Annotated in this window: 5 protein-coding genes and 1 tRNA gene; 1 reads left to right on the plus strand and 5 read right to left on the minus strand. The window is 69.2% G+C overall.

What is annotated here, in order from left to right:
• Positions 1-9: 9 nt before the first annotated feature.
• From AB0903_RS30860 to AB0903_RS30875, 4 genes are all read right to left on the minus strand, one after another.
• A complete protein-coding gene (locus tag AB0903_RS30860; RefSeq protein WP_366708037.1) occupies positions 10-828 on the minus strand; it encodes a helix-turn-helix domain-containing protein in 819 nt (272 codons plus the stop codon).
• A gap of 190 nt (positions 829-1,018) precedes the next feature.
• On the minus strand, positions 1,019-3,763 hold the full coding sequence (locus AB0903_RS30865; protein ID WP_366708031.1) for a DNA translocase FtsK: 2,745 nt from the start codon (positions 3,761-3,763) through the stop codon (positions 1,019-1,021).
• Between the two features lie 126 nt (positions 3,764-3,889).
• On the minus strand, positions 3,890-4,573 hold the full coding sequence (locus AB0903_RS30870) for a response regulator (RefSeq protein ID WP_366708032.1): 684 nt from the start codon (positions 4,571-4,573) through the stop codon (positions 3,890-3,892).
• Positions 4,574-4,847: 274 nt separating this feature from the next.
• Complete coding sequence (locus AB0903_RS30875) at positions 4,848-10,316, minus strand: HAMP domain-containing protein (RefSeq protein ID WP_366708033.1); 5,469 nt, start codon at positions 10,314-10,316, stop codon at positions 4,848-4,850.
• A 268-nt stretch (positions 10,317-10,584) separates the two neighbouring features.
• Between AB0903_RS30875 and AB0903_RS30880 the strand changes: the two genes are divergently transcribed.
• Positions 10,585-13,239 carry a SpoIIE family protein phosphatase gene (locus tag AB0903_RS30880; RefSeq protein WP_366708034.1) on the plus strand — a complete coding sequence of 885 codons (2,655 nt, stop codon included), beginning with the start codon at positions 10,585-10,587 and terminating at the stop codon, positions 13,237-13,239.
• A gap of 94 nt (positions 13,240-13,333) precedes the next feature.
• Here the strand turns inward: AB0903_RS30880 and AB0903_RS30885 are convergent.
• Positions 13,334-13,406: transfer RNA gene (locus AB0903_RS30885), tRNA-Thr, on the minus strand.
• Between the last annotated feature and the right edge of the window lie 180 nt (positions 13,407-13,586).

Raw genomic sequence — 13,586 nt, forward strand, 5'->3', positions numbered from 1 at the left:
TCGCAGGGGTCAGCCGACCTCCGGGTCACCCTTCGTGTAGGAGAGCCGTTCGACGCCGCCCATCTTGAACTCGTCCTCGACCTTCTTGCCGTTCACGAACAGCTCGATCGCGCCGGCGTTGCCGAGGATCAGGTCGACCCGCTCGTCGTCCTGGAAGGTCTTGGTCTCGCCCTTGAGCAGCAGTCCGTCGAAGAGCAGCTTGCCGTTGTGCGACTTGGCGGAGATCCAGCTCTTGTCCGTGGTGGCGGACAGCTTCACCGTGACCTTGTCCTTCGGGACGGCCGCGATGGCGCTCTCCGACGGGTCGGGCTTCGGGTCGGAGGGCTTGGTCTCCGGGGCCTCGGTCGGGGTGGGCGCGGTGTCCGCGGGGCCTTCCGCGACCTTGGTGCCGCCGTTCTCGCCGTCGCTGAAGAGCGTGAAGCCGGCGAAGCCGACCACGGCGACGATCGCGGCGACCATGGCCGCCGTCCAGTTGGGGCGGCGGCGCTCGGGACGGATGCGCTCGGCCTCGAACAGCGGGGCGGCGGGGGTGGGCGCGGGACGGCCGCCGTGCTCGTCGTCGTACTGGGCGACGAGCGGTTCGGGATCGAGTCCTACGGCGCGGGCGACCATGCGGATGTGCCCGCGGGCGTACACGTCGCCGCCGCAGCGGGAGAAGTCGTCCTCCTCGATGGCGTGCACGATGGGGATGCGCACCCGGGTGGAGGTACTGACCTCGTCGACGGTGAGACCTGCGCCGACACGCGCCTGCTGGAGCACGTGGCCGATCGAAGGCCGGTCGTCCTCGGTTGAAAACCGGTCGTCTTCGGGGGAGTTGCCGATGGACACGGGGGTGCCTTTCGAGCGTGTAGCCACCTGCTGGAGGTTCAGTCTATGGGTGGTACGAAAGGGTGGGGCAACCGGGCGGTGGGGCTTTGTACGCCATCGGAATGGACCTGTGATCCCGGGGTCGGGACATCTGTACATCCCTCCGTCCAACTTGACGTACGACCAAGGGAAACGGTTGCTCCCCGACCCCTTACGAGTGAGTCTCTCCGCGAATCACGGCGAGCACTCCATCCAATTCGTCAGGTTTCACCAGTACGTCACGGGCCTTGGACCCCTCGCTCGGTCCGACGATGTTCCGCGACTCCATGAGGTCCATCAGCCGGCCGGCCTTGGCGAAACCCACGCGCAGCTTGCGCTGCAGCATCGACGTCGAGCCGAACTGCGTGGAAACGACCAGCTCGGCGGCCTGGCAGAGCAGATCGAGGTCGTCGCCGATGTCCTCGTCGATCTCCTTCTTCTGCTTGGTGCCGACCACCACGTCGTCCCGGAAGACCGGGGCCATCTGATCCTTGCAGTGCCGTACGACGGCGGCCACCTCGTCCTCCGTCACGAAGGCGCCCTGCATCCGGGTGGGCTTGTTGGCGCCCATCGGCAGGAAGAGTCCGTCGCCCTTGCCGATGAGTTTCTCCGCTCCCGGCTGGTCGAGGATGACCCGGCTGTCGGCCAGGGACGACGTGGCGAACGCCAGACGGGAGGGCACGTTCGCCTTGATGAGGCCGGTGACGACGTCGACCGAGGGCCGCTGGGTCGCCAATACCAGATGGATGCCCGCCGCGCGCGCCAGCTGTGTGATGCGCACGATCGCGTCTTCGACGTCACGCGGCGCGACCATCATGAGGTCCGCCAGCTCGTCGACGATGACCAGCAGGTACGGGTACGGCTGGAGCTCGCGCTCGCTGCCCTCCGGCGCCTTGACCTTGCCGTTGCGGACGGCCTGGTTGAAGTCGTCGATGTGCCGGTAGCCGTACGCGGCCAGGTCGTCGTAGCGCAGGTCCATCTCGCGCACCACCCACTGCAGGGCCTCGGCGGCCCGCTTGGGGTTGGTGATGATCGGCGTGATGAGGTGCGGGATGCCCTCGTAGGCGGTGAGCTCGACCCGCTTGGGGTCGACCAGCACCATCCGGACATCCTCCGGAGTCGCTCTTATCATCACGGAGGTGATGAGGCAGTTGATGCACGACGACTTGCCGGAGCCGGTGGCGCCGGCGACCAGGACGTGCGGCATCTTCGCCAGATTGGCCATCACATAGCCGCCCTCGACGTCCTTGCCCAGCGCGACCAGCATCGGATGGTCGTCCTCGGCGGCGTCCGCGAGACGCAGGACGTCGCCGAGGTTGACCATCTCGCGGTCGGTGTTCGGGATCTCGATGCCGACGGCGGACTTGCCGGGGATCGGCGAGATGATCCGCACGTCCGGGCTGGCGACCGCGTACGCGATGTTCTTGGTCAGGGCCGTGATGCGCTCGACCTTCACCGCCGGGCCGAGTTCCACCTCGTAACGGGTGACCGTGGGGCCGCGGGTGAAGCCGGTGACGGCCGCGTCGACCTTGAACTCCGTGAACACATTGGTCAGCGAGGCGACGACCGCGTCGTTGGCGGCGCTGCGGGTCTTTCCGGGCCCGCCGCGCTCGAGCAGGTCGAGCGACGGCAGCGAGTACGTGATGTCGCCGGAGAGATGGAGCTGCTCGGCCCTCGGGGGCAGTTCCTGGGGCTGTTCGCGCACCGGCTTGGTCAGGTCGGGCACGACGCTCTTCGCCGCCGCGTCCCGCCCTTCAGGGGCTGCGGTCCCGGGCTCCCGTGCGGTCGGTACGGGCGAGGCGGCGCGCTGCCGCTCGGCGGTGACGTCCCGCGTCAGGTCGGCGACGAGAGGGGAGGGCGGCATGCCGTTCAGCACGGCGCCGTCCAGGGCGGCCGCCGCGGCCGCGGCGACGTCCACCGCGTCCATCTCCCGGCCGAGGGCCGGCTGGGCCGAGGGCCGGCGCCGCCGGCGGCGCCCGGCGAGGGCCTCCTCCTCCGCGGTGTCCGGGTCGGCGTCCGCGGGCGTGGCGCGGCGCGGCGAACGGCGCGGCGAGGTGGGGAGCGCCTCGCGCCACTGCTCCTCGTACCGCTGGTCGTCGTCCTCGGACACGGCGCCGGGTTCGTACCGCGGCTCGATGATGCCGAGCTTGGAGCCGAGCAGCCGCAGGCGCTGCGGGACGGCGTTGACGGGTGTGGCGGTGACGACGAGGAGACCGAAGACGGTCAGCAGCACCAGCAGTGGGACCGCCAGTACCTCTCCCATGGCGAAGATCAGCGGCTTGGAGACGGCCCAGCCGATCAGGCCGCCGGCGTCCTGGATCGCTTCCGTGCCCTCACCGCGGCCGGGTGACCCGCACGCCATGTGGACCTGGCCGAGTACGCCCATGACGAGCGCGGAGAGGCCGATGACGACACGGCCGTTGGCCTCCGGCCGTTCGGGGTAGAGGATCAGCCGCACGGCGATCGCGCCGAGCAGTATCGGCGCGAGCAGATCCAGCCGGCCGAAGGCGCCGGTGATCAGTATTTCCACGAGGTCGCCGACCGGGCCGTGCAGATTCGACCAGGTGCCCGCCGAGACGATGAGTGCAAGGCCCAGCAGCAGCAGCGCCAGACCGTCCTTGCGGTGTGCCGGGTCCAGCCCCTTCGCGCCGCGCCCTATGCCGCGGAACATCGCCCCGACGGCGTGCGCGAGGCCCAGCCAGACGGCGCGCACCAGGCGGTACACACCCCCGGTGGGGGACGGTGCGGGCGCCGGCGCGGCCGCCTTCTTGGCCACTGCCTTCTTCGCGGGCGCTTTCTTGGCGGCCGCCTTCTTGACGGGCACCGTCTTCTTCGCGGCACCGGTCGTACGGCCGGCGCGCGGCTTCGCGGTGCCCGCCGTGCCCTGGGAACCCTTGCCGGACGTACGTGAGGCCATGGTGGTGAGGTTACCGGTGAAGACGGCAAGGGACACGTGTGCCCACTGCTTCACCCGTTCGTGTCGTTGCTGATGTGCCGGGAAACTGACGCGCCCTCAAGCGGCCGCCGGGCGGGGACGTAACGGCTAGCTCTGCGAGGGGAGCGTCGGCGAACCGCCGCCCGTGCCGGGCTCCAGGGCGTCAAGAGCCCTGCGCAGCCCGGTGAGTTTGCGCTCGAGGTGGGCAGCCGTCGCCACGGCCGCGGCGTCCGCCGAATCGTCGTCGAGCTGCTTGGAGAGCGCCTCGGCCTGTTCCTCGACTGCGGCCAGACGCGCGGACAGCTCGGCGAGGAGACCCGCGGGCTCGCGGTCGGCACCGGCTTCCGTCTGGTTGCCGCCCTCGAGCTGGAGCCGCAGCAGGGCTGCCTGCTCGCGCAGTTGGCAGTTCTTCATGTAGAGCTCGACGAAGACCGACACCTTGGCCCGCAGCACCCACGGGTCGAACGGCTTGGAGATGTAGTCCACCGCGCCCGCCGCGTAACCACGGAAGGTGTGGTGGGGGCCGTGGTTGATCGCCGTCAGGAAGATGATCGGGATGTCCCGGGTCCGCTCTCGCCGCTTGATGTGCGCGGCGGTCTCGAATCCGTCCATCCCGGGCATCTGGACGTCCAGCAGAATGACCGCGAAGTCATCCGTCAGCAGCGCCTTGAGCGCTTCCTCCCCTGACGATGCCCGCACCAGCGTCTGATCGAGCGCGGAGAGGATGGCCTCCAGCGCAAGCAGATTCTCCGGCCTGTCATCGACCAGGAGGATCTTGGCCTTCTGCACCATGCCCCGTCCTCCTCGCCCCGGCGTGGGGTCTACCCGGCCCGATGAGCCGGGGGACGCACCGGGCGCCGCCCCAGGGGACGACTCCCTTGCGCCGCCCGTCCTTGTGCCGGTCATGGTAGCCGCACCCCGCCCGTCGCCACACCCTGTCACCGCGATGTCACTGTGCACGTACCGCAAACGTGGGGGGAGATCGGATAGTTCCCCGAATCCCCCGGTCCCACACGCCTTCGGCCACATTCGATCAGCGACTCGCGCAGATTCGCACGCCCGACACTCACTTGTCGCGCATCCACTGCTCCATCACCGACAGGAGATGGTCCGGGTCCACCGGCTTGGTCACATAATCGGATGCACCGGACTCGATCGCCTTCTCCCTGTCGCCCTTCATGGCCTTCGCCGTGAGCGCGATGATGGGCAGCCCCGCGAACTGCGGCATCCTGCGGATCGCCGTAGTCGTCGCATAACCGTCCATCTCCGGCATCATGATATCCATCAGTACGACCGTCACATCGTCGTGCTGTTCCAGGACCTCGATGCCCTCCCGGCCGTTCTCCGCATAGAGCACCGACAGGCCGTGCTGCTCCAGCACGCTGGTCAGGGCGAAGACGTTGCGGATGTCATCGTCGACGATCAGGACCTTCTCGCCGTCGAAGGCGAACACCCGCCGCTGCTCGTCGCCCTCCTGCTCGCCGGCGGCCCCTGCCGCCCACGGCTCCTGGCCCGGCGCCTCGCCGAGCTGCCCGGCGGCCCGCTGGGCCCCCAGGGCCGCCTGCGCCTTCCGGCGCCGGCGCAGCAGAGCCGCGGGGCCCGCCGGAGGGGCAGCGGCCTGGGACCGCTCCTGGGCGGCGCCGGCGTCCTCCGTGACGCGGTCCATGCCCAGGCCGCTCCCGACACCCGGTACCAGCTGCGGATAACCCTGCGGAGGCAGTTCGCTCGGCTGCAGCGGCAGGTACAGCGTGAACGTCGAACCGCGCCCCGGCTCGCTCGCCGCATGGATCTCGCCACCCAGCAGCCGCGCGATCTCCCGGCTGATCGACAGACCGAGCCCCGTGCCGCCGTACTTGCGGCTGGTCGTCCCGTCCGCCTGCTTGAACGCCTCGAAGATCACCCGCATCTTGCCCGCCGCGATCCCGATGCCGGTATCCGTCACGGAGAAGGCGATCAGATCCGCGTCCGCGTCCCGCAGCGAACCGGCCTCCAGCAGCTGCTCCCGGATCGACTGCGGCACATCCGCGCCCGCCGGCCTGATCACCAGCTCCACGGCACCGCTGTCGGTGAACTTCACCGCGTTCGACAGGAGGTTGCGGAGCACCTGAAGCAGCCGCTGCTCGTCGGTGTGCAGCGTCGAAGGCAGCTCCGGCGAGACCCGGACCGAGAAGTCGAGCCCCTTCTCCGCCGTCAGCGGCCGGAACGTCGCCTCGACGTAGTCGACCAGCTGTACCAGCGCGATACGGGTGGGGCTGACGTCCATCTTGCCCGCCTCGACCTTCGACAGGTCGAGGATGTCGTTGATCAGCTGCAGCAGATCGGACCCCGCGCCGTGGATCGTCTCCGCGAACTCCACCTGCTTCGGGGAGAGGTTCGCGTCCGCGTTGTCCGCGAGGAGCTTCGCCAGGATGAGCAGCGAATTGAGCGGCGTGCGCAACTCGTGCGACATGTTCGCCAGGAACTCCGACTTGTAGCGCATGGAGACCGCGAGCTGTTCCGCACGCTCCTCCAGCACCTGCCGGGCCTCCTCGATCTCGGTGTTCTTCACCTCGATGTCGCGGTTCTGCTGCGCCAGCAGCTCGGCCTTCTCCTCCAGTTCCGCGTTGGACGCCTGCAGCGCCTTCTGGCGGTTCTCCAGCTCCGCGGAGCGCTCGCGCAGCTGCTCGGTCAGTTCCTGCGACTGCTTGAGCAGCACCTCGGTCTTCGTGTTCACGCTGATCGTGTTGACGCTCGTCGCGATCATCTCGGCGATCTGGTTCAGGAAGTCCCGCTGGATCTGGGTGAACGGCTGGAACGACGCCAGCTCGATCACACCGAGGACCTTCCCCTCGAACAGCACCGGCAGCACGATCACATAGGCCGGCGAAGCCTCCCCGAGCCCCGACGAGATCTTGAGATAGCCCGGCGGCACATTGACCTGGATCGTCCGCTTCTCCTCCGCCGCGGTCCCGATCAGGGTCTCCCCCGGCCGGAAGGACGTCGGCATCAGGCCGGCCGAGTAGCCGTAACTGCCGCGCATGCACAGCTCATACAACTCACCGCCCGCCGACTCCGGGCCGCCCGTGGGCACGGCCAGGAAGAACGCGCCGTGCTGGGCCGAGACCACCGGAGTGAGCTCGCTCATGATCAGCGAGGCGACGTCCTCCAGGTCACGGCGGCCCTGCATCAGACCGGAGATACGGGCCAGATTGCCCTTCAGCCAGTCCTGTTCCTCATTGGCGAGGGTGGTGTCGCGGAGGTTCGCGATCATCGTGTTGATGTTGTCCTGGAGCACCTGGATCTCACCGGCGGCGTCCACATCGATCTTCAGGTTCAGATCGCCGCGGGTCACCGCGGTCGCGACGGCCGCGATGGCACGCACCTGCCGGGTGAGGTTCCCGGCCATCTCGTTCACCGACTCCGTCAGGTCCCGCCAGGTGCCGTCGACGTCACGCACCCGTGCCTGACCGCCCAGCTGCCCGTCGGTGCCCACCTCGCGGGCCACCCGGGTGACCTCCTCCGCGAAGGAGGAGAGCTGGTCGACCATGGTGTTGATGGTGGTCTTCAGCTCGAGGATCTCGCCCCGGGCGTCGATGTCGATCTTCCTCGTGAGATCGCCCTTGGCGATCGCGGTCGTGACCGTGGCGATCTGGCGCACCTGACCGGTCAGGTTGGAGGCCATCGAGTTCACCGACTCGGTCAGGTCCTTCCAGGTGCCGGAGACGCCCGGCACCCGTGCCTGGCCGCCGAGACGGCCGTCCGTGCCCACCTCGCGGGCCACCCGGGTCACCTCGTCGGCGAACGACGACAGCGTCCGCACCATCGTGTTGACGGTGTCGGCGAGCTCCGCGACCTCGCCGCGCGCCTCGACCGTCACCTTCTTCGTCAGGTCTCCGTTGGCGACCGCCGCGGAAACCCTCGAGATGTTGCGCACCTGGCTGGTGAGGTTGTTCGCCATCAGGTTGACGTTGTCGCTGAGGTCCTTCCAGATGCCGGTGACGCCGCGCACCCGTGCCTGACCGCCCAGTACGCCTTCCGTACCCACCTCGCGGGCGACCCTGGTCACCTCGTCCGCGAAGTCGGACAGCTGGTCGACCATCGTGTTGACGGTCGTCACCAGCTCCAGGATCTCGCCCTTCGCGTCGACGGTGATCTTCTTCGAGAGATCGCCCTTGGCGACCGCCGTCGTCACCTCCGCGATGTTGCGCACCTGGGAAGTGAGGTTGTTGGCCATGAAGTTGACGGACTGGGTGAGGTCCTTCCAGGTGCCGGAAACGCCCTGGACCTCCGCCTGGCCGCCGAGGATGCCCTCGGTACCCACCTCGCGCGCCACCCGCGTGACCTGTTCCGCGAAGTTCGACAGCTGGTCGACCATCGTGTTCAGGGTGTTCTTCAGCTCCAGGATCTCGCCCCGGGCGTCCACATCGATCTTCTGCGACAGGTCACCCCTGGCCACCGCCGTCGCGACCTGCGCGATGTTGCGCACCTGGGCCGTGAGGTTCCCGGCCATGCCGTTCACGGAGTCCGTCAGATCACGCCACACACCGGCCACACCCGGCACCTGGGCCTGGCCGCCGAGACGCCCGTCCGTGCCCACCTCGCGGGCCACCCGGGTGACCTGCTCCGCGAACGCGGACAGCTGGTCGACCATCGTGTTGATGGTGTTCTTCAGCTCCAGGATCTCGCCCCGGGCGTCCACATCGATCTTCTGCGACAGGTCACCCCTGGCCACCGCCGTCGTCACCTGGGCGATCTGCCGCACCTGGGACGTCAGATTCCCGGCCATGAAGTTGACGGAGTCCGTCAGTTCCTTCCACGTACCGCTGACGCCGTCGACCCGCGCCTGACCGCCGAGACGGCCCTCCGTGCCCACGTCACGCGCCATGCGCGTGACCTGGTCGGCGAACGAGGACAGCTGCGCCACCATCGTGTTGACGGTGTTCTTCAGCTCGAGCATCTCGCCCGCGACATCGACCGTGACCTTCTGCGACAGGTCACCGTTCGCCACCGCCGTCGTCACCTGCGCGATGTCACGCACCTGACCGGTGAGGTTACGGAACGCCGTGTTCACCGAATCGGTGAGGTCCTTCCACGTCCCCGCCGCACCCGGCACCTCTGCCTGGCCGCCGAGGCGGCCCTCGACCCCGACCTCGCGGGCCACCCGTGTCACTTCGGAACCGAAGGACTGGAGCTGGGCGACCATCGTGTTGACGGTGTTCTTCAGCTCGAGCATCTCGCCCGCGACATCGACCGTGACCTTCTGCGACAGGTCACCGTTCGCCACCGCCGTCGTCACCTGCGCGATGTCACGCACCTGACCGGTGAGGTTACGGAACGCCGTGTTCACCGAATCGGTGAGGTCCTTCCACGTCCCCGCCGCACCCGGCACCTGCGCCTGTCCTCCGAGCAGGCCCTCCGCGCCGACCTCGCTGGCCACCCGGGTGACCTCGTCCGCGAACGTCCGCAGCGTCTCGGTCATCTGGTTGATGGTCTCCGCGAGCTGGGCCACCTCGCCCCGCGCGTTGACCGTGACCTTCTGCGACAGATCGCCGTTGGCGACCGCCGTCGTCACCTCCGCGATGCCGCGCACCTGGGAGGTGAGATTCCCGGCCATCGTGTTGACCGAGTCGGTGAGGTCCTTCCACACGCCGGCCACGCCGGGAACGGTCGCCTGACCGCCCAGCTCGCCCTCCGTGCCCACTTCCCGGGCCACCCGGGTCACCTCGGACGAGAACGACGACAGCTGGTCGACCATCGTGTTGACGGTGTCCTTCAGCTGCAGCATCTCGCCGGCCACGTGAACGGTGACCTTGCGGGACAGATCACCCTTCGCGACGGCCGTCGTGACGAGAGCGATGTCACGCACCTGCGCCGTCAGCCGGTACGCCATGGTGTTGACCGAATCCGTGAGGTCCTTCCACGAACCGGACATACCGCGCACCTGGGCCTGGCCGCCGAGCTTGCCCTCCGTGCCCACCTCGAGCGCGACCCGGGTCACCTCGTCGGTGAACGCCGACAGCTGGTCGACCAGGCTGTTGACCGTACGCGCGACCTTCAGGAACTCACCACGCAGCGGGCGCACCGCCGCCGCCCCGTCCTGGCCGTCCGCGGCGGGCGAGCGCAGCTCCATGCGCTGCTCGAGATCACCGTCCGCGACCGCGGAGAGCACCCGCCCGACCTCGGACACGGGCCGGGCCAGATCGTCCACCAGCTCGTTCGCGGCGTCGACCGCCGCTGCCCAGGACCCCTCGCAGGCGCCCGTCTCCAGCCGTTCCGTGAGCTTTCCCTCACGGCCGACCATCCTGCGGACCCTCGCGATCTCACCCGTGAGGTGGAGATTGCGGTCGGCGACCTCGTTGAAGACGGCCGCGATCTCGGCCATCACACCGTCGCCCGACACCGTCAGCCGGCGCCGGAAGTTGCCGTCGCGCATCGTCACCAGGGCGGCCAGCAACCTGTTCAAGGCTGCTGTGTCGACCTCGGTTGTCCCATTGCTCCGGGATCGTCCGCCTTTCGCGCGCGTATCTTTGGTCCGCGCCGTCACGCCAGACTCCACCGTGTCCCTCCCGCAGGGGTTGACCGTCACTGCCTGGGCCGTCTCAGGAAGCCTGCCCAGTGTTTCACCATGCCGGAACCAGGCGATAACAGTTCGGCAGCTTCGCATAGCGTCCCCACCCCCGGAGGGCGGAAACAGCGGTGACCGGCATCCGCTCGGACAGCGAAGGTAAGTAACCTGGCATCCGGCTGTCCAACCACCCCGGTCCGCCCGGCGGGGGCGGTGTGGTGCTCGACTACCACCGGGCACCGGGAGGGGCAGGCCGATCATGGCAGAGCCGGGCGTCGAGACGCGTACGAGGAGTTCTGTGATCACCGCGCGGGCGGCCGCCAGCTTCGACCCTGTCGGGCGGTCCGTCGCGACCGCCCGCGCCTTTGTCCGCGACACCCTCCAGGGGTGGGGACACTCCGACGTGGTGGACGACGCGGTGGTGCTCACCAGCGAGCTCGTCACCAACGCCGTCATCCACGCGGGAACCTCCGCGGACGTGCTGTGCCTGCGCTCGGAGGACGGCGTCCGTGTCGAGGTCGCCGACCGCTACCCGGAGCGGGAGGTGCCGATACAGGGCGCCGGCCGCACCATCGCGAACCTCGACAGCGAGAACGGACGCGGACTGCTTCTCTGTGCGGCGCTCGCCTCCCGCTGGGGCGTGGAGTACACACCGACGCACAAGACGGTGTGGTTCCAACTCGACCTTCCGCAGCGGGCCGTGGGCACCCGTTCCGCCGGTCCGGTCGTCCCCACCGCCATGCTGCCGGTCACCGAGGACCGGGTAAGGGTCGCCGTGGCGCAGATCGACCGCACCGGCACGATCTCCGTGTGGAACGAGGACGCCGAGCACCTCTTCGGATACCCGGCGGACCAGGTCATGGGCAAGCCGCTCACCGACTTCGCCGCCTGGCCCCATACGCCGGGCCTCGGCACCGGCATCGCGGAGGCCCTGCGGCTGTCCCGCTGGGAGGGCAGCTACGGCATCCGCGGCAGCGACGGCCGGGTGATCCCGGTCTACGCCTCGCACCTGCGGGTACGAGACGCGAACGGCGAGCCGTCCACGGTCTGCCTGCTGGTGCGCGACGACGAGCGTGCCGTACTGCAGTCCCCCCAGCGGGCCGCCGGCGGCGACAGCCGCGCGGAGAACCGCAGCACGGACCCGTTCGAGGTCTTCATCGGCTCCCCCGCCCCCGACGATCTCGACGGCCTGCTCCAGCGCACCGTCGAGCGGGCCAGGGACATGCTCGACGGCGACGCCGCCTTCCTGCTTCTGGCCACCGACGACGAGACGGAGCTGGAGGTCCGGGCCACCACCGGACTCCCTTCGGCCCGCCAGCGCTTCGCACGCGTCCCGGTGGAAGCCGGTGCGGGACGCTACGGCTCCGCGCGGATGCCCACCGTCCACGAGGACCTCACGGCCGTCCCCGGGGCCGTTCCGCTTCTCAACTCCACCGGCATGCGCTCGGTGGTCACGGTGCCGCTGAAGGTCGAGGGCCGGCTCACGGGCTCTCTCGGCGTGGCCGCGGAATCCGCGAACCGCTACTCCAACGAGGAGGCGCTGCGGCTGCAGTTCGCCGCCGACCGGATCGCACTGGCCGTCGAATCGGCCCGACTGGGGGAACTGGAACGGCTGCGCCGCGGCTCCCTGTCCTTCCTCGTCGAAGCCTCCGACCTGCTGGCCGGCACGCTCGACCGCGACCAGACGCTCGCTCTGATGGCACAGATGACGGTTCCCACGCTCGCCGCCTGGTGCGCCGTCTACACGATCGCCGACCAGTCATCCGAGCCGTACCTCAGCTATGTACTGCACGAGGACGAGGAACGCATCGACGGTCTCAAGGCCCTCCTCTCGAGGATCGATCCGCCCGAGCCGGTACCGACGCCCGGCGCCCGGGTGTGGAACGCACCCGGCGAGGCCGCCCAGCACGCGGCGCTGCTCGCGTCGAAGCACGAACTGGGCCTGGGCTCCGCGCCACCCGTCTCCTCCGGCATCGGTACGACGCTCGCCACGGCGGCCACGGTCGGCGGCGAGACCGTCGTCCTGCCGCTCGTCGCCCGTAACCGCGTGATCGGGATGCTGACGCTCGGCAAGCCGTCCGACGACCACTTCCGCCAGGAGATCCTCGAACTCGCGGAGGACCTCTCCCGGCGCGCGGCCCTCGCCCTGGACAACTCACGCCTCTACTCCGAGCGCATGGCGATCAGCCAGTCGCTTCAACGCAGCCTGCTGCCGCCGGAGCTGCCGCAGATCCCCGGCGTCGAGGTCGAGGTCATCTACCGCGCCGCAGGAGAGGGCAACGAGGTCGGCGGCGACTTCTACGACCTCTTCCCCATCCGCGACGGTGCCTACGGCTTCGCGATCGGCGACGTCTGCGGCACCGGCCCCGAGGCCGCCGCGGTCACCGGCCTCGCCCGCCATGCCCTGCGCCTGCTCGCCCGGGAGGGCTTCGGCGGCCCCGCGGTCCTGGAGCGGCTGAACGCGGCCATCCTCGACGAGGGCGCCCGCAGCCGCTTCCTCACGCTCCTGTACGGGGAGCTGTGGCCGCAGGAGGACGGCAGCGCGGTCCTCAAGGTGGTCTGCGCAGGCCACCCGCTGCCGCTGCGCCTCCGCCAGGACGGCACGGTGGAGCCGGCCGCCGAGCCGCAGCCGCTCCTCGGCGTCATGGAGGACCTGGAGCTGTACGAGCAGATGGTGACGCTGGACCCGGGCGACGTGCTCCTGTGTGTGACGGACGGGGTCACGGAACGCCGTGAGGGGGCTCGCATGCTGGGCGACGACGGCCTGAGCGACGTGCTCACGAACTGCACCGGCCTGACGGCGGGTGCGGTCGCCGCGCGTGTACTGAGGGCCGTGGAGCGTTTCGCGGCGGAGCCGGCGTCGGACGACATGGCCATCCTGGCGATGCGCGTCCCGGAGCCCCACCACAGCTGAGGCCGGCAACGGGACCTTGCGGCCCGGAGGCCGAATCACGAAGAAGGCCCCCGCCTTACGGCGGGGGCCTTCTTGTGTTGCTACTTCTTGTCCGAGCCCCCAAACGGAATCGAACCGTTGACCTTCTCCTTACCATGGAGACGCTCTACCGACTGAGCTATAGGGGCCTGTTGCGCGCGGCAACGAGATAAAGCATACCCCGGATCAGCGAGTGCTCCAAAACGTGCCGGGGTGCCGGGTGGTGAATCGGTCGTGAATCGGCCCGGAACGCAGGAAAGCCCCGCACCAGAGGCACGGGGCTTTCCCACAACAATTGTTCGGCGGCGTCCTACTCTCCCACAGGGTCC

Source organism: Streptomyces sp. NPDC048389, assembly GCF_040706335.1.
Classification (GTDB): domain Bacteria; phylum Actinomycetota; class Actinomycetes; order Streptomycetales; family Streptomycetaceae; genus Streptomyces.

Bases quoted from the DNA above. Each gene is read 5' to 3' on its own strand.
- AB0903_RS30865 (WP_366708031.1), bottom strand. From the start codon at position 3,763: ATGGCCTCACGTACGTCCGGCAAGGGTTCCCAGGGCACGGCGGGCACC.
- AB0903_RS30870 (WP_366708032.1), bottom strand. From the start codon at position 4,573: ATGGTGCAGAAGGCCAAGATCCTCCTGGTCGATGACAGGCCGGAGAAT.
- AB0903_RS30880 (WP_366708034.1), top strand. From the start codon at position 10,585: ATGGCAGAGCCGGGCGTCGAGACGCGTACGAGGAGTTCTGTGATCACC.